The organism is Kluyvera sichuanensis (assembly GCF_040930405.1).
Lineage (GTDB): Bacteria > Pseudomonadota > Gammaproteobacteria > Enterobacterales > Enterobacteriaceae > Kluyvera > Kluyvera sichuanensis.
In genome coordinates this window covers 2,564,823-2,589,579 of record NZ_CP162271.1, presented here as the reverse complement: position 1 = coordinate 2,589,579, position 24,757 = coordinate 2,564,823, and the positions used below count along the sequence as shown (strand labels likewise).

The following is a 24,757-nucleotide window of genomic DNA, read 5'->3' as shown; positions in this document are numbered from 1 at the left end:
AAACAACAATATTTTGTTACCTTTGCATTTGCCTATACATAGAAAGTTGTATATATGTTTTTATATTGTAGTTCTTTAGTACTAATGAGGTTTTATTGAATTTTACTTAAAAAACAATCACATGCATTTTATCGCGATGTGCGTAGCAGAAGTGATGATTTTCGCAAATCTAATACTGTGCGTTAGCTCTCGTGTAAACGAGAGCTGTCGATCATATTCGATATTTTTTTCGAGGTGAATCTATGCCCCCGTCAAATAGCCTGCCAGGCAGCGTCGATGTATTAAACCGGAAAACCGGTAATCTTGTGATGGAATATACCAAAGAAAGCGATCGGGTTGTTAATCTGACGCAGTCGAGCATTGTTCGCATTCATTCATCTCCGGATGTGGTGGGGTCTTATGATCGTCAGGGAAATGACCTGATTATCCATATGAAGGACGGCACGACGGTACGCTACCAGAACTTCTTCCTGCTGGATGAAGAGGGGTTACATAGCGAGCTTGTCTTTGAAGATCAGAATGGCGTGCATCATGCTGTATTCCCGGCGGTGACGGAGGCTAGCCCCGTTGCGGCAGAAGCCATTGTGCCGGTATACGCTGATGTGGCACTCGGTTCGCTTATTGGTGCAGGCGGTTTGTCAGCGCTTGCCATATTGGGCGGCATTGCTGCCGTTGGCGGCGTGATCGGTGTGGCGGCAGCGGCGAGTAATAGCGGTGGTGGTCATAGCGGTAATAATGGCGGTGGGGATAATGGTACCAATCCTCCGCAGCCAACGACGCCGGTCATCACGATATCTCCTGTTGCGACCGATAACATCATTAATAAACAAGAAATTGGGTCGGCGCAGACCGTTAGCGGCAGCATCCAGGCGCAATTTGCGGGCAGTACGCTGACGATTAGTGTAAATGGGCAGACCTGGAGCACCACGATTCATTCTGACGGTAGCTGGAGCACCCAGCTGCCGCTGTCACTGCTGCAGACGCTGGCTGATGGAACCTATTCTCTGAAAGTGAGCATCACCACGCCGGGTGGTTCGACGTTCAGCAAAGAGAGCGTCATCACGGTTGATACCACGCCACCTGACCTGACGTTAACCTCCTTTGCGACCAATAATAGGGTGACGCAGGCGCAGCAAAACGCCGATAAGATTGTCCGCGGCTATATTGATGAGAAAGATGCGGGGGCAACAATCGTTGTCACGTTTAACGGGAAGCCATATTACGCGGTGGCCGATGCAAAAGGTCAGTGGCAGCTGACGATCCCTCAGGCCGATATGGCGCTTTTGCAGGATGGGCACACTTACACGGTGACCTACAGCGTTAAAGATCACGCGGGTAACGAGACCCAGCAGCAGGTCACCGTAACCACCAACTTCTCCACCCCTGACCTCACTTTCGATCTGTTTGCTAGCGATAACGTGGTTAACTCGGCGGAAGTGCAGTTGAATCAGATTCTTTCTGGTCATACGGTCAACGTTGCCGCCGGGCAGATTATTACTCTTACGCTGGGGACGAAAAAGTATTATGCGGAAGTTGGCGGTGATGGAAGCTGGAAGGTCACTATCCCGTCTGGGGATTTAGCGGCGCTTGCGCAAGGCGCAAATGTGATTAGCGCTGTTGTCACCGACATTAACGGTGATCCCATCAACAGAACGACTAACGTCACGATGAGTACCACCCAGCCGGGGATCGCCATTGCGATTCTCTCTACGGATGATTACTTGAATGCTGCTGAAGCGCAGCAATCGCTGGAGGTTCGTGGTATCACCACGGTAACCGGCCCTGGTGCTGCGATTGTCGTTACCGTGAACGGTAAAAATTATACGGTCACTAACATCGATAGCGCGGGTTACTGGAGCGTGAGTATCCCGTCTGCGGATCTGCAGCAACTGAAAGATGGCGCGAATGTCATCAAGGCTGTCGTGACGCAAGGGACCAATACCGCCCAGGATGAACACACCTTAAACGTTCAGATTCACCATCTGCCGCAGCCGACAATCAATGCGCCTTTTGTTGATGGCTATCTGAACAGCGCCGAAAAAACCACAGATCAAATCCTGTCCGGGAGCACCGGGGTGTCCGGTACCGGTCAGCATGTCACGGTGACCGTTGGCGGGAAAATCTACCAGGCAACGGTAGATGGCGATGGTAACTGGAAAATCACCGTGCCCGTCGCCGATCTGCAAACCTTCCCTGATGGCCCACTGGCGATTGCCGTCAGCGTGACCGACGCATCGGGCAATGCGGGATCCCTTGCGGAGATTGTGCAGGTGGATACCATTGCGCCTGCATTGTCGGTGTCACCGTTAACGAGTGATGACAAACTGAACGCGGGTGAGCTGAGCAAAGATCAGGTGCTCAATGGCGTCAGCGCGACCAGTGAAAGTGGTCGAACGGTCACGGTAACGCTGAATGGGAAAACCTATACCACGGTGGTGGGCGGGGATGGTAACTGGCAGGTGAAGCTCCCTGCGGCGGATCTGGGACAGCTCAGCAACGGCACGTACACCCTCACCGCATCGCTCACTGATGCGGCGGGTAACAAAACCACCATCACGCATAACGTGGCGGTCAAAACGACCGTTCCGACCCTCAGCGTACAAGACCTCACTGACGACAACTCCCTGAATGCCGCGGAAGTGAAGGTCGATCAAACCTTGCGCGGCTCAAGCAACGCCGAAACCGGCAGCGTGGTGACGTTGAACCTGGGTGGAAAAAGCTATACCGGCGTGGTAGATGCGCTGGGTAATTGGCAGATTGTTTTACCGGCTGTTGAATTACAAAAATTCACTGATGGCACGCAGAGCTATTCCGTCAGCGTTATCGACGCCTACGGGCAGACGAAAACCATCAATGCCAGTTTTGGCGTGGATACCACAACCAAGGCGATTGCGATTAGCATCGTCGCCAATGATGACTATCTGAATCTCTCTGAGTCGGGGAGTCCGCTGGTTGTGAAGGGCAATAGCGCGGGTCTGCCGGAAGGCACCATTATTGTGGTGACGCTCAATGGCAAAGTTTATACAGCGGCAGTCACGGCGAATGGCAGTTGGCAAACGACGATTTCGGCTGCCGACCTGGCTCTGCTGAACGACGGTCTGAACACCATCACTGCGCAAGCTACGACGCCGGATGGCACGGCAAGCGATAATCACAGCTTCACTGTGATTATCCATAATTTGCCACAGCTTCAGGTGGATCTACCGTTTGTTGATGGTACGGTCAACCTGGCGGAATCCACCCAGAACCAGCTACTGACCGGCCACACCAACGTAACGGGCGCAGGTCAAACCGTAGTGGCCACGCTTAACGGTCAGCAGTATATCGGCGTGGTTCAGAATGACGGCTCATGGTCAGTCACGCTGCCTGCCGGGGCGATGGAAAGCTTACCGTCGGCACCGGGTACCATTACGGTCGATGTTAAAGATGCCGCGGGTAATACCAGCTCCGGAACGATTGCTTTTAACGTGGATAAAACGCCGCCAACCGTGACGGTCTCGCCGCTCAATGGCAACGACGTGCTGAATGCCGCGAACGTGCAGAGTGGACAGACGGTCAATATCAACGCATCGGGGGATACGGCGAGCGTGGTGGTTACGCTTAATGGCGTACCGCATGCCGCGACCCTGACCGGAGGCGTCTGGCAGGTGCAGTTATCCGCGACCGAACTGGGTGCGCTGCCAAATGGCGTAACGTCCTATACGGTGACGGCGACCGATAATGCTGGCAATACCACCACCGTAACCCGCACCGTCACCCTGGATACCCTGGCGCCGAATGTGATTATCGATCCGGTCACTCGCGATAACCTCATTGATATTGCTGAACTGAACAGCGGCATTATCCTGACCGGGAAAACCGTGCCGGCGGATCCGGGGAGCGTTGTTATCATCAACATTAATGGCGCGACCGTCTCGGGCACGGTTGCAGCCGATGGAAGCTGGTCTATCCCGGTCAGCGCCAATGTGCTCACCGGGATGGTCAACGGCACGTATCTGATGTCAGTGACGGCGTCAGACCCGGCGGGTAACACCTCAACGGCGCAGAATGTGAGCTTTAAGGTGGATACCACCAAGAGCGCCATTATGGTGAGCCCCGTTGAATCTGACGATAAAATCAGCGCTGCGGATATCAGCGATGGTTTAACCATCGCCGGGAGCACGGCGCGGGTTGCCGAAGGCACCACGGTCACCATCACCCTCAACGGTAAGCAGTACACCACGCAGGTTAACGGTAGCGGTAACTGGCAGCTCACCATCTCGAAGGCGGATGCTGCCGCCGTTGCCGATGGCACCGCGACGGTCACCGTGGCCACGAGCGATGTTGATAATCTTCCTGTCAGCGGCGAACGGCAGTTCACCATTATTACGCATCAACTTCCGCAGCCAGCGATTAGCGTTCCCTTCACCGACGGCGTGGTGAATGCGGCTGAAGCCGCTGCCGGTGGCTCGCTGAACGGCACCACGGGGAACAAAGGCGGGGGACAAACGGTCACCGTTACGCTGGATTCAGGCACACCGATGACGGCAATCGTGGACGCGAACGGCAACTGGACATTACCGCTGACGCCTACGCAGTTGGGGGCGCTCGGCCAGGGTAACCATACCATTACCGTGACGGCAAGCGACGCGGTGGGCAACCAGAGCAGCACCACTACCGGGCTGATGGTTGATACGACGCCTCCGACGCTGGGAATTAATAGCGTCACCAGCGATAACATCGTCAACACGGTGGAAGCGGGCGGCGCGCTGAATATTACCGGTACCGGGTCGTACGATCCTCTGCATGCGCAGGCGGTCAAAGTGCTGGTGAATGGGCAGAACTACGATGCCATCCTGCAGCCGAACGGAACATGGACTATCACACTGTCTGCTGGCGCATTGGCAAATGTGCCGGATGGGCCGGTCACGGTTAAAGCGACCATTACCGACTACGCAGGCAATACCACGACCACCTCCTCTAGCTTTATGCTGGATGCCTCAGCGGCTAACGCCCCATTGGTGCAGGTGAATAAAGTCTCCGGCGATGATTTTGTCAGTAAGATGGAGTCACAAAGCGATCTGACCGTGAGTGGGACGACGACGAGGGTGGAGGATGGGAGAACGGTCACCGTCACGCTTAACGGGCAGAAATACACCACTACGGTCTCTGGCGGTGTCTGGTCGCTGGACATTCCTAAAGGGGATGTGGCTGCGGTACCGGACGGTTCTCAGGTCATTTCAGTGTCGGTTAGCGATGTCGCGGGTAACGTTGCCTCGGCTGGCCATAGCGTGACCTTTGTGACGCACGAGGCTTCGCAGCCAACGTTAATCATCAATACCGTCGCGCAAGACGATGTGATTAACGCCCAGGAACATGACAGGCCTTTGGATATCACCGGGACGTCTACCCATCTTGCCTCGGGTACGGTTGTCACCGTGACGTTAAATAACAAAACCTATACCGGCACGGTGGATAGCGCCGGGAACTGGAAAATTACCGTTCCTCAAGCCGATGTGGGTAACCTGCCTGAGTCCACCCCGGGCACTCCTTACTACACGATCTCCGCCAACGCTCAGGATGCGGCACATAACCCGGCATCGGCGACGCATAATGTTGCTGTCGATACCAGCGGCCCAGAGTTGACGGTGACGCTACCAGGCTCAATTTTGGCTGACGGGTTGATTAATATTGTTGAAGCCAGCGTAGACCAGATCATCACCGGGACCGGTACGCCGGGGCTGATGGTGAAACTGGATATCAACGGCACGACCCTGGTCGCCTCGGTGGGCAGCACGGGTAGCTGGAGTATGACTATCCCGTCGAGTGTGTTGCAAAGCCTGGGACAAAGTACGACCAATCTGCTGTTCACTTCCACTGATGCTCAGGGCAACACCAAGCCTGTATCGGTTATCGTCGACACGAATACCGTGACGGCACCGACGATAGCGTTGGGCATGCTGTACACCGATAACATTGTCAGTATTGCCGAAGCTGCAGTGAAAACGACGCTGACCGGCGCGGCTACCGGGCTGGCTGATGGTACGCCGGTGACGCTCACCATTGGTTCGCAGACATTCTCTGGCAGCGTCTCTGGCGGTATCTGGAGTGTCGATATTGGCGCGGGGGCGCTCAAAACCAGCGGTGAGTTGACCGCTACCGTGTCGGCAATGGATGCCTGGAAAAACCCGGCAACCGCGAGCGGTGCGTTGTCGGTGATACTGACGCCGCCGACGGCGACGTTGCCAGCGATACTCTTTGGTGACAACTATATCAACCAGTTGGAAGCGAATGCGGGTTCTCAGCTGTCGGGCTCTACGGGGCAGTTGGGTGCAGGCCAGAAAGTGAGTATCTCCATTGACGGCGCGGCGGGCATTCCAGGTGTTGTCGATGTTAACGGCAACTGGTCGGTAGTATTGTCGCCAGCGCTGCTTAATAGCCTGAATGACGGCTCGCATACTGTAACCGTTACGGTCACTGACCGCGCAGGTAACAGCACCACCTCCACGCCTGTTAATTCATTCAACGTATTGACCGATTCGTTGCTTCCACCGCAGCTAGGAACGGTGTTCACCGATGGACTGCTGAATAAAACGGAGTCAACGGGTCAGCAGACCATCTCTGGTCAGATCAATACCAGCGTGTCCAATGTTGCCAGCGTAACGGTGAGTCTGAATAACGGCACGCCTGTTACCGCGACGATTAATAGTGATGGTACCTGGTCGTTGGATCTGTCACCTACGGTGCTGGGCGCACTGCCGGATGGCACCACGACGGTGGTTGTCACCGTGACGGACAAAGCCGGTAACGTTGTCACGGGTCAGGGTAACTTTGATGTGCTAACCCATAGCCTGCCTGTCGCCGCATTTAACACGCCATTTGGTGATGGCGCCATTAATTTCAATGAAATCAGCGCCAATCAGATCATTACCGGAAATACGGGGGTAACGGGGACCGGTCAGACGATTAAGCTGAGCTTTAACGGCCATATCTATAGTAACGTGACGGTGGGTACTAACGGTGAATGGTCGTATACCCTGACACCGGCAGATATGGTGGGTCTTAAGGATGGTGACACGTCGACCCTGACGGTTACCGCGACTGACCGGGCGGGCAACATCAGTGCTCCGGTCAGCGTAGATATCGGGGTGCATACTAATGTGCCGGCGCCAACAGTGAATGGTCTCTTTGGCGGCGACGCTATCCTGAATATTGTTGAGGCGGCCGGGCCGCTGACGCTGAGCGGTAGCACGGGTATCAGTAACGGCAGCAACCAGTACGTCACCGTGCAGATTGATATCGGCGGCGTCACTTACACCGCCAGTGTGAATAACAGCATATGGACGGTGAACTTGCCTGCCGGGGCATTGCAGTCGCTCGATCCGTCCAACTCTCACGCGATCATCGTCACCGCCGAGGATCAGTACGGAAATAAAACCTCTGAATCGGTTGGCTTTAACGTTGACTTCACGGTACCAACCGTACAAATCACCTCGTCTATCTTTGGCGATGGTTATGTGAACCATGAGGAATATGTCGATCCAGGCGCGACAGGGACCCAGCTGAGCGGGACGTTTACCACGTCACCGTTATACCTAACGGGCGCAAAAGTGACGGTCACTATTGGCAGTCAAAGTTTTGACGCTGATATCACTGGTAATAGCTGGGTACTGAATGTCTCGGCTAGCGATTGGCAAACCATCACCGAGCGAGGTCAAACGAACATTCTTGTCACCGTGACGGATGGCGGAAAAAACAGCGGCACCACGAGTGCGCCGGTGATTATCCAGATTACTGAGCCGACGGTGAGCGTCACCACCTTATTTGCTGGCGATGGCAAATTGAGCTATCTCGAGAGCCAAACCGCGCAGACCATCGCCGGGAACTCCACCAACTTGCAGGTGGGTGATACGGTTCGCGTGACCTTCACCGGGAACAACGTGGTAGGCGGCATTGCCCACAGCTTCGATGCGCTGGTGAAGGCAGACGGCAGCTGGTCTCTGCAGATTTCGACTGACGATATGAAGCTGTTGCAGCCGGGTGAGGTAACAGTTCAGGGGATCGACAAAGCCGGTAACACCGGTAGCGCGACAGGGGTTCCGGATCTGACTATCGATCTCACTCCGCCGTCTTACGCGGTGCTGATGGACCCGGTGACCGGGAATAACCTTGTTGCTGCATACGAGGTAGTCAACGGTTTGGTAACGATTACCGGGCACGCACTGAATCTGGTGGCTGAGCAGATTATTATCTCCTTGCAGCCCAGCGGCGGCTCCGCCGTTGAGGTGGCAAGGGTGACGGTTCAGGCGGATGGCTCCTGGTCTTATCCTCTACCGCAAGGGCTGATACCGGACGGTACCTATACTATTACTGCCACGAGCGCGAGTGAGCCACTGACGCCCGTTGCCTCGCAGACCTTTACGGTTGATACCATTCCTCCCACGCTCACCGTTAATCAGTTTACCGGTGACAACGTGGTCAACATTAATGAGAAAGCCGCCGCGCAGACGATTACCGGGACATCCGATGCCAACGGTAGCCAGGTCGTGGTCACTCTCAATGGGAATACCTATTACGCGGTGGTAGCCAACGGCAGCTGGTCTGTACTGGTGTCGCAGGCGGACATGGCGGCACTGAGTGGGAACAGCGCGACCATCATCGCGAAAGTGAGCGATGCAGCGGGTAACCAGGCTCAGGGGTCGCAGACGTTCACCATCGATACCACTGCACCGCTGTTGAAGGTCGATGCGGCCAGTATCCCTGCCGTGCTTAACACGGGGGCTGCCCTCGCAGGCCTTGTGGTTAAAGGGCTAGCAGACCCCAATACGGATGTGAAAATTGTCGTCGGCCCGCTGACCGTGACGGCGCACAGTGATAACGATGGTAACTGGAGCTACAGCTTCCCTCAGCTTGATCTGAATAAGCTGACCGATGGGCCGCAGGTGATCAGCATCACCTCAACGGATAGCGCAGGTAACGTGAGTTCCAATACCGTGTCGCTGAACGTCGCGCTCAACAAAACGCTGGGTGTCGTTATCGATCAGGTCTTTAACGATGGCATTCTGAACGTTGCTGAATCACTGGTTACCCAAACCCTGACCGGGCGGATCAGCGGTGATTATCGCGGCGCAAAAGTCTCGCTGACGATTGCCGGGGCCAACTTCACGATTAACAATCTGGCTGTGGGTAGCGACGGTTCTTACTCCTTCCAACTGCCGCCGTCTATCTGGCAGGGGTTGATAAACCAGACGCTGACCGCGCGCGTGGATGTGGTGGATGCCAACCAAAACACCACTTATCAGACTATCGACTTCAACCTCGCGCTGACCAACCTCCCGGTGGTCAGCAATGTGCTGACGGCAGTCGATAACGTCATTAACGTGGCGGAAAGTAAGGTCGATCAGACGATTTCCGGTACGGTGAGTACGCTGGCGAATGTCACCAACGTCGCCATTACCTTTGGTGGGCGGGTGGTCAATGCCACGCTGACCGCCTTAGGCGATGGCACCGGGAAATGGGTCGCCACGTTGCCAACATCCATCCTGAGTCTCCTGCCTGACGGCCTGGCGACGGTAGGTATTGCAGTCACGGATAAATACGGCAACGTCGTGAACTCGACATCAACGATCACCATTGCAACCCACAACCTGCCGACAATCACCCTGGATCCGCTTTTTGGCGACGGTACGTTGAGCATCAAGGAGCTGACGAACGCCTTGCTGAGTGGTACCTCTACGGGGCTTGCCAACGGCGTGATTACCGTCACGCTGGGGAGTGGCCAGACCTTCACCACCAATGCTGATGGGAGCGGGCGCTGGTCAGTCGATTTAAGCACGGTGGTATCTGCGTTGCAGACGCTGGGAACCGGTAACGTTTCAGTGACGGTCACCGCCAACGACCAGTACGGTAACCCGGCATCGCAAACGGGTCAGTTCAAACTCGACCTCGTCGCGCCGGTTATCAGTAACGTGGTGGCCTTTGGTGATGGCCTGCTGAACGTGGCGGATTCGCTCCTCAATCAGACCATTACCGGCGTAGTGAGCAACGCGCCGCTGGGGTCGACCGTCGAGGTGGTGATTGGGGCGAAAACCTTTACCGGTACCGTGGCGGCAAACGGCACCTTTACCATCAACCTGACCCCCGCAAACCTGAGTGGTCTGCTGGATGGGATCTTTGCGCCGCAGATCAAAGTGACGACGCCGGATGGTAACGTTGGGACGGGCGTGGGGGCGAATGTCACTATTGGCGTGACAAACTTGCCGTCGGTCGCCATTACTTCGCTGTTTGGTAATGATGGCTGGCTCAATCATAACGAAACGACGTTAGCGCAAACCATCTCCGGTACGGTAACGGGCACGACGACGGGTACCGTCACGGTAACCATTGGTTCAACGCCGTATCAGGTGCCGGTAATCAATGGTACCTGGGCGCTGCAACTGGCTGCCGGTACGCTGGCATCTATCGCTGATGGCTCATTGAAAGTGACGGCCAGCGTGACGGATGCGGTGGACAATATCATCAGCAGCAGCCAGGTGGTTGGCACTATTGTACAGGCGGTACCGTCCATTACCCTGGGAACCTTGTTCGGCAATGGCGTGCTGGATTTGCTTGATTTGCTCACGAACCCGATCCTCTCCGGCACGAGCAGCAACCTGGCTGTCGGTACACAAATCAACGTGACGGTAGGAGGCTTGTCGCTCACCGCCACCGTTGGTGCGGGCGGAGCCTGGCAGATCCCTATCTCCTCCGTCTCTCTACAAGGATTAACCGACGGTACCAATAACTTGCAGGTAAGCGTGACGGCAACAGACGTTGCGGGCAACGTGGCAACGGCGAGCAAATCGGCTAGCGTGTCTATTCAGGCGACGCCGACGGTCTCGATTACGTCGCTGTTTGGTGATGGCGGCCTGAGCCTGGCGGACCTGAGTCTCGACCAGGTCATCTCCGGGAGCAGTGCGAACGCGATTGGTTCAGTGCTGACCGTGACGCTTGGCACGAAGAGTTATACGGCCACTGTCGCGACCGACGGCAGTTGGGCGGTGACGGTACCAAAAGCCGATCTTAGTCTGTTAGCGGATGGTAGCCCTACGGTGAGCGTGTCGGTGAAAAACAGTGCGGGCAACACGGCGAGCACCTCCGGCATCTTGGATGTCATTACCCACAACCTGCCGACGGTGACGCTGAACACGCTGTTTGGTGATGGCAAACTCAATATTAACGAAGCGGCATCCGGTCAGATCATTAGCGGAACGATCACGAATGCCACGAGTGGTTCGGTGGTGAAGGTCACCGTGGGCGGCGTTTCGTTTAACGGAACGGTAAACGGCGATGGCACATGGACGGCCAATATCAGCAGTACCGTGTTAAAAGCGCTACAGGGTAACACCACCACGATTAGCTACTCTGTCACCGACCGGGTAGGCAATACCGACACGAAATCAACCGACGTTGCCGTGAAGTTGACCCAGCCAGATCTGGGCCTGACGCCAGTGCTATCGGGGGTAATCAATGGCCTTCTTGGGCTAGTCGGTGGACTACTGGGTGCGTTAGGGTTAACCAAACCGGCCATTCTGACCCTCAGCGGCACATCGCATAACCTTGAGGCAGGATCGCTCGTTAACATTAACCTGGCGAATTTGGCATTCGGAAGCGCGACGGTTAAAGCAGACGGAACATGGAGTACGGATCTTAATCTCAGTTTGGATCTGGTGAAAATCCTCTCGCTGAGCACGATTGTTTACCTTTCTGCGGCAGATTCGGCGGGCAATATGGCCTACCTGAACGTTGGGCTTGGCGGTGGGAACGCAACCACCACACCACCATCGGGGGCTTCGACGATGATGGCGGAAGCGGCCAGCTTCTCCATCCTTGCCGCCAGTGCCAACGAAGGTTCGGACAACAGCTCGCAGACAAGTTCGGACAGTTCGAACACCACGACCACCACCGCCGCCACTCATGAGACGGCCACTACCACGGAGACCACCTACACCATTGGCGGCCTGAGCGTCGACCTTGTCGACGGCACCACGCAGACCGGCGACACGGTACATGGCGGCACAGGTAACGACACCATCCATCTCTCATCGCTGGGCTTTACCGAAATCGACGGCGGCGCGGGGACGGACACCCTAGTGCTGGATGGCTCCAATATCATCCTGAATCTCATCGAACTGGCGGGAAAAGTTCACAACATTGAAGTTATCGATCTGGGCAAATCCGGGAATAACAGCATCACGCTGGACGTTAACGAAGCGCTGACGATCACCGATAAACCGGAAGACGACCTGCTGATCAAAGGCAGCGACGGCGACCAGATCAACCTGAAACACGGCGCGACGGATACCTGGGCGATTACCGAACAGCGTGAAGTGAACGGCGTGATGTTCGACGTTTATCACAACAGTTCGCAATCCAATACGCTTAGCGACGTCCTCATTCAGCATGGACTGCATGTCAACATGGTCTAACGGGAATTAACACCTCAGGGACGAGGCGGGCAATCAACAATATCACCACGGGCAATCCTAAGGTGGAAAAATGAAACGTGCCGTATCTCTACTGTTAATGATGTTACCGATGGCTAATCTGTTGGCGGCTCCCGGTAACGAAGGACAATATCGGTGGCAATCGGCCCCAAGCGAACAGCTTCAGGCTCAGCTGACCATTAAGGAAGCGATACTGCGGGCGTTTGCCCGCAACCCAAAAATCGCCCAGGCCTCCGCGCAGATCCGCGTCGGCCGGGCGAATCTTGATGAAGCGAAAAGCGGCTGGTTCCCGCAGATCTCCCTGCAGGGCAACATGGGGCGATCGCACCGTACTGACTCCGCCGGATCGTTGAATAACAACGGTTCTGGCGGCGTTTCGCTAAAACAGCTGCTGTACGATTTTGGTAAAACCGGCGGCAGCATTGATGAGCAGTACAACCTCTCCGACGCATGGCGCTTTGAGCTGTACAGCGCCCTCAATGAGGTTGGCACACAAACGCTGCAAACCTATCTGCAGGTCAAGCGCTATCAGGCGCTGGCGCAGGTCGCACGCAATAATATCCAGTCGCTTCAGGCGATTCAGGAGATGGCGAAACTGCGGGCCCAGGCGGGCCTGAGCTCGCAGTCCGACGTGCTACAGGCGGAGTCGCGTATCGCTGGCATGAACGCCACGGTTGCCCAGTTTGAGGCGCAGAAACGCACCGCGCAGGCGGCGCTAAGCGTGCTGACGGGGGTGGTGTCTGACAACCTGCCAGATCTTCCTGAAGATCTGATGAAGCAAAAATTCTCCGTTAACTCCCTTCCGTATGAACGCAGCAATGCGGTGCGCAGCGCCCAGTCTAAGCAACTGGCGGCGGAGCAGCGTATTCGTCAGGCGCAGGCCCAGCACTGGCCGACCATCTCGGTGCAGGCCGGGCGGACGCGCTATGAAAACGATCAGAGCAACTACTGGGACGATCAGGTGCAGCTGGTGGTTGATGCGCCACTCTACCAGGGCGGCGCGGTCAGCGCTCGCGTGGATGCGGCCGAAGGGGATCGGGCAAGCGCTCAGGCTCAGGTTGAAGCGAGCAAGCTGGACATGAACCAGCGCGCCGCGACCGCCTGGGCCGATCTCACCGGTGCCCAGATTCGCCAGCAGGCAGGGGAAGCGCAGTCGGCCACCGCCGAACTGGCCCGTCGGGTTTATCGCGATGAATATCGCCTCAGCAAGCGCAGCCTGAACGATTTGCTGAGTATTGAACAGGACGTTTTTCAGGCCGATAGCGCCACCATAACCGCACGCTATGACGCGTGGGATGCTGCCGTACGCTACGCGGGGGCCGCCGATAACCTACTTGATATGTTAGGCATCGAGCGCAGCCGCACCGTTGGTGATGACTTACCCGCACTATAGACAACACGGATGCAGGAGTGGTTATGCAACAGCCGGATACCGAAAGCTGGATCAATGTGATGGTGCGCGCGGCAGGCCGCTTTGGCCTGCCAGCGGATGCGCCTGCCGTGCGTCAACAGATGCGCTGGTTTGAAAATTTACCAATAGACGTACGCCTGCAAAGGCTGAGCGGGCTGATGGGGCTACAGGTGCACCGTGTCCCGGTGGCGAAAATGCGCTGGAGCGCGCAGAACCTGCCCGCCATCGTGCAGATGGAAAGTGGCGAAATCATGCTGCTGGAGTCGCTCAACGCCGAGGGACTGGTGACCTACTGGCTCAGCAACGGCGGCGATCTGGTGCGGGAAGAGGCGCTGGAGACGCTGCTTGAGCGCATCACTTCCGATGTGGTCATGTTGGGTATTGCGGTACGCGGGCGCGACTCGCGTATCGATGACTTTACTCGCCCGTGGGAGGCGCACTGGTTCTGGCGTCATTTCCGCCATACCGGGCGCAAGCTCTCTGAAATCGCGCTGGCCTCTATCGTCGGCAACGTGATGGCGCTGGGGGGGATTCTGTTTTCGATGCAGGTCTATGACCGGGTTATTCCTGCTCAGTCGTTCCCTACGCTGTGGGTACTGTTTTTTGGCGTGCTGCTGGCGGCGGCGCTGGAGTTCTTTATCCGCCTGGCGCGCACCTACATCTCGGACATCATGGGCAAACATATCGACCTGAATTTATCGTCGATGTTTTTTGCCAGGGCGATGTCGATTAAAAACGATGCCAGGCCGAAGTCCACCGGATCGTTTATCTCGCAGCTGCGCGAGCTGGATCAGGTGCGTGAACTGCTGACCTCCACGACGGTGGGTGCGGCGATGGATATGCCCTTCGTGCTGCTGTTTATCGTGATCATCGCGATGGTTGGCGGCCCGCTGGTGGTGATCCCGCTGATCGCGATCCCGTTGATTGTGATCCCCGGTATTTTAGTGCAGTGGCCGATGGCTAAGCTTGCTAAAGAGGGGATGCGTGAGAGCGCCATTCGTAACGCCGTGCTGGTGGAATCGATTGAAGGGGTAGAGGACATTAAGGCGCTGCAGGCGGAGCCTTACTTCCAGCGTCAGTGGGAAACGACGCACGCCGTCGGGGCCAGCATCGGCATGAAGCAGCGAATCTGGGGAGCGCGGCTAAGCGGCTGGGCATCCACCGTTCAGCAGATCACCTACGCCGGCATGTTAGTGTTTGGTTGTTTTCTGGTGATTGATGGCAGTATCACCACCGGTACGCTGGTGGCGTGCAGTATGTTGTCGTCGCGCACCATTGCGCCGCTGATGCAACTGACGATGGTCTTCTCGCGCTGGCAACACGCGAAATCGGCGATGACCGGGCTGAACGAACTGCTGAAAAAACCGCTGGATAAAGAGTCGGATAAGAAGATGGCGCACTGCCCGGTGCTGGCGGGGCACTATCAGATGCAGCAGATGCAGTACAGCTATGACGTGGAAAAGGGCGAGCAGGCGCTGAGTATTGACGGGCTGGAGATTATGCCCGGCGAACGGGTCGCCATTCTGGGAAAAACCGGGGCCGGGAAATCCACGCTGCTGCGGCTTTTTTCAGGGCAGGTTCAGGCCACCAAAGGCAAAACGATTATCGATGGCGTTGATATGGCGCATATCGACCCAACCGATGTCCGGCGGCAGGTTGGGTATCTCTCGCAGGACTCCAGGCTCTTTTTCGGCACGCTGCGGCAGAACCTGATGCTGGGTCATCCCCATGCGACCGAAGCGGAGCTGATTCAGGCGCTGCGGATTAGCGGGGCGATTACGCTGGTGCAGCAGGATGCCGCGAGCCTCGACCGCATGATCAATGAAGGCGGGCGCGGTTTATCGGGCGGGCAGCGGCAGATGGTGCTGCTGAGCCGCCTGATCGTACGTAACCCGCAAATTGTGCTGCTGGATGAACCGACCGCGTCGATGGACGAACAGCTGGAAGAGTGGGTGATTCGCCAGCTTCAACAGTGGCTAACCGGGCGCACGCTGGTGCTGGTTACCCATCGCCCGGCTCTGCTCAAGCTGGTCGACCGCATTGTGGTACTGGAAAACGGGAAGGTGGTGGCCGACGGCCCGCGCGATACGTTACTGAATCAGGCGAGGAAGAACAGCAACGTCGCCTCGATTGTTCCCGGAGGTGCGCAATGATTGAAGCGAAAATGCAGGATGAGCTGAATCGCCAGAGTCGTCTCTCGTCGTCGGTGGTGTGGTTAAGCTTTCTGGGTCTTGTCATCTTTGTGCTGTGGGCCCGTTGGGCGATTCTTGATGAGGTGACCGTGGGGACCGGCAAGGTCACGCCCTCTACCCATGCGCAGGTGATTGAGAGCCTGGACGGCGGTATCGTCAGCCAGCTGCTGGTGAAAGAGGGCGATATTGTTAATCGTGGGCAGATGCTGGCGCGCCTCGACCAGACGCGCTTTCAATCGAACTTCGGCGAAGCGGCGGTACGCGTCCGTTCACTTCGGGCATCGAGCGAGCGTTTAAGCGCGGAGCTGAGCGGGCTGCCGCTGAAGTTTGGCGCCGAATCACTCCAGGAGTCCGCGCTGGTTGCCCGTGAGAAGCAGCTGTACGAGTCCCGGCGCAGAACGCTGAATGAAACCCTCAGCAATCTGCAAAAAACGCTGCAGCTGGTGGATGCGGAAATCCGAATGACGAAGCCGCTGATTGCCCGAGGGGCAGCCGGTGAGGTCGAGGTCATCCGCCTTGAACGTCAGGCCGCTGAGCTGCGCGGTAAGATGGATGAAGCGCGTAACCAGTATGCAGTGCGGGCGCGGGAAGAGCAGGTGAAGAATGATGCCGACCTGGATGCGCAGTTGCAGGTGATGGCGGGTAAAGCTGACCAGGTTCAGCGAGCATCGCTTTTTTCACCGGTGCGTGGGGTGGTGAAAGATATTCAGGTGAATACCGTCGGGGGCGTGCTGCAGCCCGGCGGCAAGCTGATGGAGATTGTCCCGCTGGAAGATCAGCTGCTTATCGAGTCTCGGATTAACCCTCGCGATATTGCCTATATCCGCCCTGGCTTACCGGCGACCGTCAAAATTACCGCCTATGACACCTCTATCTATGGCGATTTAAAAGGCACCGTCGAGGTGGTTTCGCCTGACACCTTGCAGGATGAGGTGCGCCGCGATCAATTTTACTATCGGGTTTACGTACGCACGCAACAGGCGGAACTGGTGAATAAACAGGGTAAGCGTTTCCCGATCATGCCGGGGATGATTGCTAACGTGGAAATTAAGACCGGGCAGAAATCGGTGCTGGATTACCTGATTAAGCCGCTGAACAAGATGAAGGAAGCGCTGAGGGAACGGTGATGGAAACGACGCTTGCCTGCGGGTGCAGGCAAGCGTTGCCAGAACTAGCGGCCAGCATGTTTCATAATGCGGGCTTTATCGAGCTGCCATTCGCGATCTTTCAGATCGGAACGTTTGTCGTGCTGTTTCTTCCCTTTCGCCACGCCGATTTTTACCTTACACCAGGCGTTTTTCCAGTACAGCGACAGCGCCACCACGGTGTAACCTTCGCGGTTGATACGCCCGAACAGAGAGTCCAGTTCGCGCTGGTTAAGCAGCAGTTTACGGGTACGGGTAGGATCGCAAACGTAGTGCGTTGATGCTACGGCCATCGGGGTAAAGTTCGCGCCAAACAGGAAGGCTTCGCCGTCTTTCAGGATGACGTAGCTGTCGCCAATGTTGGCTTTACCTGCGCGCAGGGATTTCACTTCCCAACCCTGGAGGGCAAGGCCCGCTTCAAATTCTTCTTCGATAAAGTATTCGTGGCGGGCGCGTTTATTCAGCGCAATCGTGGCTGATCCAGGTTTGTGTGCTTTTTTCTTTGTCATAATGTCCTGAACTTATCGCTTATCTCAATAACACTGCCTCAAGCTCCCGCGAGGCGCAATGGGTTATCTTAGCACGATATAGCCCGCCTCCGTTTTTTTTAGCAGTAGATAAATGATACTATTTACGCCGTGTTTGTGAATGGAAATTGCTATGCCTCAGATTAGCCGTACTGCGCTGGTTCCCTACAGCGCGGAGCAAATGTATCAACTGGTGAACGATGTGAATGCCTACCCAGATTTTATCCCCGGTTGTACAGGCAGCCGTGTTCTGGAGTCCGGCCCGACGCAAATGACGGCGGCGGTGGATGTCTCTAAGGCAGGCATCAGTAAGACCTTTACCACGCGCAATACGTTAACCAGCAACCAGAGCATCCTGATGCATCTGGTCGATGGGCCGTTTAAGAAATTGATTGGTGGCTGGAAGTTTACGCCACTGAGCCAGGACGCCTGCAAGATTGAGTTCCAGCTTGATTTTGAGTTTACCAACAAGCTTATTGAGCTGGCGTTTGGTCGCATCTTTAAAGAGCTGGCGCTGAATATGGTGCAGGCGTTCACGATGCGCGCTCGCGAGGTTTACAGTGCCGGGTAAAATTGCCGTCGAAGTCGCATATGCGTTGCCGCAAAAGCAGTATCTGCAGCGGGTGACGCTGGATGAAGGCGCGACGGTGGAGCAGGCCATTCAGGCTAGCGGCCTGCTGACCCTGCGTGATGATATTGACCTGACAAAAAATAAAGTCGGTATTTATAGTCGCCCAGTAAAGCTTGACGATGTGGTTCATGACGGTGACAGGGTCGAGATTTATCGCCCGCTGATTGCCGACCCGAAAGAACTGCGTCGCCAGCGCGCTCAGCAAAAAAACTGACCACTCTGTAGCCCGGACGAGGTGCGAGAGCAGCGACTCCGGGGTTTCCCCGGCGTCGCTACGTTCGGCCGGGCTACGCCGATTGCAGACATAAAAAAAGCGCTCATTGAGCGCTTTTTTTGCATCTGTTACACACCGCCGCTGATTTATTTGGTCAGCGCTGGTTTGTTGTCGATGTTCGTCAGTACGCCGCTGCTGTTGAAGGTCAGGGTCAGCGTCTGCTGAGTGACGGATTCATGGCCCGGCTGCTGGCGGAAAACGTAGAACCAGGTGTTGGTGCCGAACGGGTCGGTCATCATCGGGGTACCTAAGGTATAGGCGACCTGTTGTTGCGTCATGCCAACACGGATTTTGGCAACATCATTAGGTACCAGATAGTTCCCCTGACTAATATCAGGACGGTAAACCACTCGCTCCAGAGTGGAACAGCCTGCAGTCATCATCAGAAGAACCGCTGCGGCAGCAGTCAGCGTTTTACAGCGCATAGTGATTTGATTCCTTTTCGGGCCCGAGCAGTACGCGGCTCATATGTAATGTGCCGATGATAATAGACCTGAGGTAAGTTGGAAACCTTTGATATCAGGTCTTACGGCGTTTTTATTGTGAACTCAGACTCTAAGAAACCAAAAAAGTTTATGCGGCCAGCAACTCTTTCGCGTTCGCCAACGTATTCCGTGTGACTTCGCTACCGCCGAGAAGGCGCGCCAGCTCCTGCAGACGAGCACGTTTGTCCAGCGGCTGCATGTGTGTTTCGGTCATCGCGCCGTCGGTCTCTTTGCTGACGTAGAAGTGGTGGTGGCCACAGCCTGCAACCTGCGGCAGGTGCGTTACGCACATCACCTGAGTGGATTCCCCCAGCTGGCGCAGCAGCTTGCCAACGACTGCCGCCGTCGGGCCGCTGATACCTACGTCTACTTCATCGAAGATCAGCGCCGGGGTTTCCATTTTGCGCGCGGTAATCACCTGAATGGCTAGCGCAATACGCGACAGCTCACCGCCGGACGCTACTTTGGCAATCGCCTGCAGCGGCTGGCCGGGGTTGGTGGTCACGCGGAATTCAATGCGGTCTGCGCCTTCAGCGGTCAGGTGCTGCTCTTCAAAGCGGACGTCGATATCGAACAGGCCGTGCGGCATGGAGAGCATGTGCATGCTGTCGGTAATCAGCTGTGAAAGCTCCTGAGCGCTTGCCTGACGCTGCGCATGCAGCTGGTGGGCCGTTTCCATTGCCAGCTGATGATGACGAGACACCGCGTGTTTCAGCGTCTCCAGCGAGTCGCTCTGGTCGTCGAGCAGTTGCTGTTCGTCCAGCAGGGATTGGTAGTACTCCGGCAGCGCTTCCGGCGAAATCTGGTGCTTACGTGCCAGTGAAATCTGTTTTGACAGACGCTGTTCCAGCTCGTACAGGCGGTTTGGGTCGAGATCCAGACGGTCGCAGTAGTGACGCAGTTCGTCGCTGGCTTCGCTTAGCTGAATGGCCGCTTCCTCCAGCATATCCAGCACGCCAGCGAGTTTGCTGTCCATGCTCGCCAGTTCACCTGCCAGCTGGCGGGCGGTGTAGAGCTGGCTTTGCAGGTTGACGTCCTCGCCGTCGGCGAGGATTGCCAGCGCATGCTGGCTGGTGGCGATAAGCTGCCCGCTGTTGGCGAGACGCTTGTACTCTTCGTCAATTTGTTCGTATTCGCCCGGCAGCGGGTGGAACTCGATAAGCTCTTTCAGCTGATACTGCAGCAGCTCTGCGCGGGCGGCGCGTTCCTGACTTTGCTGTTGATGAGTCGCCAGATCGCGACAGCTTTGGTTCCACAGACGGTAATGTTCGGCCATTTGTTGTGCGAGCGCTGACTCACCGACGTAGGCATCAAGCAGGGTTTTCTGATGTTCAGGCTTCACCAGCTGCTGGTGCGCGTGCTGACCGTGGATCTGGATAAGCAGTTGACCCAGCTCACGCAACTGCGACAGCGGCACGGCGGTGCCGTTGATAAAGCCGCGTGAGCGGCCGTCGCTGCTGATGACGCGGCGCAGCAGGCACTCGCGGCCATCTTCCAGCTGGTTATCTTCAAGCCAGCGCAGGGCGGCAGGAGTGTCTTTGAGCGCGAAGCGGGCGCAGAGGTCGGCGCGGCTGGCGCCAGCACGAACCATGTCAGCTTCGGCGCGGCCACCCAGGCATAAGCCGAGGGCATCGATTGCAATTGATTTACCGGCCCCGGTTTCGCCAGTGATGGCCGTCATGCCGCTGTTGAAGTCGATTTCAAGTTCACGAACGATGGCAAAATTGCTGATGGTCAGTTGTGCTAACATAGCCGCTTCCTGTATGAAAACCCATAACTGTGTTTTCATACAGTATAAACTGGTTTTTTATCCAGTAAAGAGGCGGCGATAAAATTAAAACAATTTTTTTGACCAGCCAAGCTTGGTGCTTAATGTGTTGAAATAGCTGTAGTCTTTCGGATGGATCAGGTTGAGGTGATAATCGCTGCGGCGAATGAGCACATCTTCCCCTTCCTGAATCGGCAGAGCTATCTGGCTGTCGCAGCTGATCTCAAGGTCACTGCGGCGGTGCGAGAAGCGCAGACGAATGGTGCTGTTGCTGTTAATTACCAACGGACGCGCCGATAGCGTGTGCGGGAACATTGGCACCAGGGTGATGGCATCCAGAGAAGGCGTCAGAATTGGGCCGCCCGCCGAGAGCGAGTAGGCCGTGGAGCCGGTTGGCGTAGAGATAATCAAGCCGTCGGAGCGCTGGGAGAAGGCGAAGGTTTCGTCGATATAGACTTCAAACTCAATCATATGGGCGACTTTGCCGGGGTGCAGCACCACTTCGTTGATGGCGGTGCTGATGCGCTTCTGGCAGTTTTGCTGGCACACCTGCGCTTCCAGCAGGAAGCGTTTTTCGGCAATAAAGTTACCGTCCAGCACGTCGGCTAATTGCTGATGGGCGTTGTCCGGGTCAAGGTCGGTGAGAAAGCCGAGGTTGCCGCGGTTAATGCCAATCACGCTGATGTCGTAGCGGGCTAGGGTGCGGGCCGCGCCAAGCATATTGCCGTCGCCGCCGACCACCACCGCCAGATCCGCTTTCTGGCCAATTTCCGCCAGCGTGCCGGTCTGGACGTTATCCAGCTTGAGTTCTTTGGCTATCTGGCGTTCAACAATCACCTCGTAGCCTTTGGTGCACAGCCAACGATAGAGCATTTCATGTGTCGTCAGCGCCGTTGGGTGACGTGGGTGTCCTACAATACCGATACACTTGAAATGATTGTTCATTTTCTGAATGTCCTTGTGCCGAAGATGGGTGACAATGTGATGGCTTCCCTTGAAACCCGGAATCTGATCCCCATAATAAGCGAAGTTAGCGAGATGATTGCGAAAAAACGCGGAGAAATTCATGAGTAGTAAAGAACAGAAAACGCCTGAGGGGCAATCCCCGGAAGAAATTATCATGGAACAGCACGAAGAAGTTGAGGCGGTTGAACCAAACGCTTCTGCTGACCAGGTGGATCCGCGCGACGAAAAAATTGCGAACCTCGAATCGCAGTTAGCGGAAGCTGAAACCCGCGAACGCGAAAGCGTCCTGCGCGTGAAGGCAGAAATGGAAAACCTGCGTCGCCGTACCGAAATCGACGTTGAGAAGGCGCACAAGTTCGCGCTGGAAAAATTCGTCAACGAACTGCTGCCGGTGCTGGATAGTCTGGACCGCGCGCTGGAAGTGGCGAACAAAGATAACGAAGATATGGCACCGATGATCGAAGGTATCGAGCTGACCCGTAAGTCGATGCTGGACGTGGTGGCGAAGTTTGGCGTACAGGTCGTGGCGGACATCAACGTCCCAATGGACCCGAACGTACACCAGGCCATTGCGATGGTTGAGTCCGAAGAGGTCGCAGCTGGCAACGTGCTGATGGTGATGCAGAAGGGTTACACCCTGAACGGTCGTACCATTCGCGCGGCGATGGTCTCCGTCGCGAAAGCGAAGGCGTAATCTTCGCTTAACCCTCTCCCCTGGCGGGGAGAGGGGCTATTCTTTAATCCTTCACGCTTTCCCGAAGCGGCTTCACCGGATTTACCTGCACCTGCTTAATCACGTTATCCTGTACGTCGAGAATATCGATATCGTACTGGGCAATGCGCACGCGCGTACCCGCAGCCGGGATCTCTTCTAACGCTTCCACAATGATGCCGTTAATGGTGCGCGCTTCGTCTTCCGGCAGATGCCAGTTGAAGGCCTTATTCAGCTCGCGCACGTTGGCGCCACCGTCGATAATCACCGAGCCGTCGTTCTGCGGGTTGACCTCTTCGGCCAGCGATGGCGACATCGACGTGGTGAAGTCGCCGACGATCTCTTCCAGAATATCTTCAACCGTCACCAGCCCCTGAATATCACCGTACTCGTCGACCACCAGGCCCACTTTCTTCTTGTTGCGCTGGAACTTCACCAACTGCGTGCTGAGCGGTGTGCCTTCCGGAACGAAGTAGATTTCATCGGCGGCGCGCAGCATCACCTCTTTGGTGAACTCTTTTTTCTCGGTCATCAGGCGATAGGCTTCGCGTACGCGCAGCATGCTGATGGCATCGTCCAGCGAGTCGCGGTACAGCACGATGCGGCCGTGCGGCGAGTGGGTGAGCTGGCGAACAATCGATTTCCAGTCGTCATTGATGTTGATGCCGACGATTTCGTTGCGCGGCACCATGATGTCATCAACGCTGACTTTTTCGAGATCCAGCACCGACAGCAGCATGTCCTGGTTACGACGCGAGATTTGCGAGCGGGACTCGTTCACGATGGTGCGCAGTTCGTCTTTGCTGAGCGCACTGCTGATGGTGATGTCGGTTTTTATGCCCATCATGCGCATCAGAATGCGGGTAATCAGGTTCAGGAACCAGACCAGCGGCATCATCAGAATTTGCAGCGGTGCCAGCAGGAAGCTGCTTGGATAGGCCACTTTTTCCGGGTAGAGGGCGGCGATGGTTTTTGGCAGTACTTCTGCGAATACCAGAACTACGAAGGTCAGCACCCCGGTGGCGATAGCGACGCCCAGGTCGCCATACAGGCGCATGCCGACGATGGTGCCCAGCGCAGAGGCCAGAATGTTGACGAGGTTGTTGCCAATCAGCACCAGGCTGATAAGACGGTCAGGCTTTTGCAGCAGCTTTTCGACGCGACGCGCCGGTTTATTGCCCTGTTTTGCCAGATGACGGAGCCGATAGCGGTTCAGCGTCATCATGCCGGTTTCGGAACCTGAGAAATAGGCAGAGATGACCACCATGATGATCAGCGTAACGATCAGCGTGGTGGTTGAGATATGTTCCAAGTGGATTCCTTAGTACTTAGCCCACGAATTGTTGAATGACACGGCTACCGAAGTAGGCGAGCGTCAGGATGCCAGCGCCGGCAACGTTAAACCAGACAACTCGGCGTCCGCGCCACCCTTCATGATAGTGGCCCCATAACAAGACGATATAGACGAACCAGGCGATGATGGAAAGGACGGCCTTGTCGATATTTTCCATGCTAAAGAGGTTATGCATGTAAAACAGGCCGGTACAGAGCGTCAGTGTGAGCAGCACGACGCCAACCTGGGTGATGTGAAACATTTTACGTTCAATGACCATCAGCGGCGGCATTTCATGGCTGAACGCCAGCTTCTTGTTCTTAAGCTGATAGTCAATCCACGCCAGTTGCAGCGCATACAGCGCGGCAATAATCAGCGTGGCGTAGGAGAACAGCGACAGACCGATATGCACCATCATTCCCGGGGTGGCTTCCAGGTGAGTAATAAACTCGTTGGGCATAAAGGTGGCGAAGGCGAGGTTGATCAGCGCAAAAGCGTAGACGATGGGCAACAGCAGCCAGCCGCGGTTTCGCGAGGCGACGATGGTCATCACCGTACAGATCATCAGGCTCACCAGCGAGCCGACGTTCAATAGGCTGAGGTTCTGCCCGCTTTCACCGCCCGGCAGAATACGGGCTTCCAGCGCAAACGCGTGGCACACCAGCGCAACGGTGGCAGAAAGAATCGCCATACGCCGCCAGCCGCTGTTTTTTTGCAGCAGACCGGGAATGATCAGCGCCAGGCTGATGGAGTAGGCAACAAGCGCGAGCAGGGCAAAAACAGGCATAAAGTGTCGGCAGTCGTCAAATAGAAGAAAGAGAAGCAGTATATACGCAAAATCATTCGAGT

Annotated in this window: 13 protein-coding genes; 7 read left to right on the top strand and 6 right to left on the bottom strand. The window is 56.1% G+C overall.

Annotated features, from left to right (window positions below):
* Nucleotides 1–242: 242 nt before the first annotated feature.
* The 4 genes from AB2B48_RS12565 to AB2B48_RS12550 all read left to right on the top strand — a co-directional run bounded on the left by AB2B48_RS12565 (nt 243) and on the right by AB2B48_RS12550 (nt 17,194).
* Nucleotides 243–12,446 (top strand): Ig-like domain-containing protein, encoded by a 12,204-nt coding sequence (locus AB2B48_RS12565; protein WP_368299308.1) that lies wholly within the window; start codon nt 243–245, stop codon nt 12,444–12,446.
* A 97-nt stretch (nt 12,447–12,543) separates the two neighbouring features.
* Nucleotides 12,544–13,857 carry a TolC family outer membrane protein gene (locus tag AB2B48_RS12560; RefSeq protein WP_368301956.1) on the top strand — a complete coding sequence of 438 codons (1,314 nt, stop codon included), beginning with the start codon at nt 12,544–12,546 and terminating at the stop codon, nt 13,855–13,857.
* Nucleotides 13,858–13,880: 23 nt separating this feature from the next.
* Nucleotides 13,881–16,028 carry a type I secretion system permease/ATPase gene (locus AB2B48_RS12555; RefSeq protein WP_368299307.1) on the top strand — a complete coding sequence of 716 codons (2,148 nt, stop codon included), beginning with the start codon at nt 13,881–13,883 and terminating at the stop codon, nt 16,026–16,028.
* Nucleotides 16,025–17,194: an HlyD family efflux transporter periplasmic adaptor subunit gene (locus AB2B48_RS12550; RefSeq protein WP_368299306.1), complete on the top strand. Its 1,170-nt coding sequence runs from the start codon at nt 16,025–16,027 to the stop codon at nt 17,192–17,194. Before AB2B48_RS12555 ends, AB2B48_RS12550 begins: the two co-directional genes overlap by 4 nt.
* Nucleotides 17,195–17,238: 44 nt before the next feature.
* Here AB2B48_RS12550 and smpB read toward each other — a convergent pair whose 3' ends face one another.
* Nucleotides 17,239–17,721 (bottom strand): SsrA-binding protein SmpB, encoded by a 483-nt coding sequence (smpB, locus tag AB2B48_RS12545; RefSeq protein ID WP_035894933.1) that lies wholly within the window; start codon nt 17,719–17,721, stop codon nt 17,239–17,241.
* A 151-nt stretch (nt 17,722–17,872) separates the two neighbouring features.
* On the opposite strand from smpB, the gene AB2B48_RS12540 reads away from it, so the two are divergent.
* Together AB2B48_RS12540 and AB2B48_RS12535 are read left to right on the top strand one after the other, a co-directional pair.
* Complete coding sequence (locus tag AB2B48_RS12540) at nt 17,873–18,310, top strand: type II toxin-antitoxin system RatA family toxin (protein WP_220439695.1); 438 nt, start codon at nt 17,873–17,875, stop codon at nt 18,308–18,310.
* A complete protein-coding gene (locus AB2B48_RS12535; RefSeq protein WP_368299305.1) occupies nt 18,300–18,584 on the top strand; it encodes an RnfH family protein in 285 nt (94 codons plus the stop codon). Before AB2B48_RS12540 ends, AB2B48_RS12535 begins: the two co-directional genes overlap by 11 nt.
* 146 nt (nt 18,585–18,730) lie before the next feature.
* On the opposite strand, the gene bamE is transcribed toward AB2B48_RS12535, so the two are convergent.
* The 3 genes from bamE to nadK all read right to left on the bottom strand — a co-directional run bounded on the left by bamE (nt 18,731) and on the right by nadK (nt 21,842).
* On the bottom strand, nt 18,731–19,069 hold the full coding sequence (bamE, locus tag AB2B48_RS12530; protein WP_035894936.1) for an outer membrane protein assembly factor BamE: 339 nt from the start codon (nt 19,067–19,069) through the stop codon (nt 18,731–18,733).
* 148 nt (nt 19,070–19,217) lie between these two features.
* Entirely contained in the window at nt 19,218–20,879 is a 1,662-nt protein-coding gene (recN, locus tag AB2B48_RS12525) for a DNA repair protein RecN (protein WP_368299304.1), read from the bottom strand.
* Between the two features lie 84 nt (nt 20,880–20,963).
* A complete protein-coding gene (gene nadK / locus AB2B48_RS12520) occupies nt 20,964–21,842 on the bottom strand; it encodes an NAD(+) kinase (protein ID WP_185668761.1) in 879 nt (292 codons plus the stop codon).
* 121 nt (nt 21,843–21,963) lie between these two features.
* Here nadK and grpE point away from each other — a divergent pair, with 121 nt between their 5' ends.
* Complete coding sequence (gene grpE, locus AB2B48_RS12515; RefSeq protein ID WP_185668762.1) at nt 21,964–22,557, top strand: nucleotide exchange factor GrpE; 594 nt, start codon at nt 21,964–21,966, stop codon at nt 22,555–22,557.
* Nucleotides 22,558–22,600: 43 nt separating this feature from the next.
* Here the strand turns inward: grpE and AB2B48_RS12510 are convergent, their stop codons facing one another.
* Complete coding sequence (locus tag AB2B48_RS12510) at nt 22,601–23,887, bottom strand: HlyC/CorC family transporter (RefSeq protein ID WP_185668763.1); 1,287 nt, start codon at nt 23,885–23,887, stop codon at nt 22,601–22,603.
* A 16-nt stretch (nt 23,888–23,903) separates the two neighbouring features.
* Nucleotides 23,904–24,695, bottom strand: a complete 792-nt coding sequence (locus AB2B48_RS12505) for a cytochrome C assembly family protein (protein ID WP_185668764.1) — start codon at nt 24,693–24,695, stop codon at nt 23,904–23,906.
* Nucleotides 24,696–24,757 lie beyond the last annotated feature (62 nt).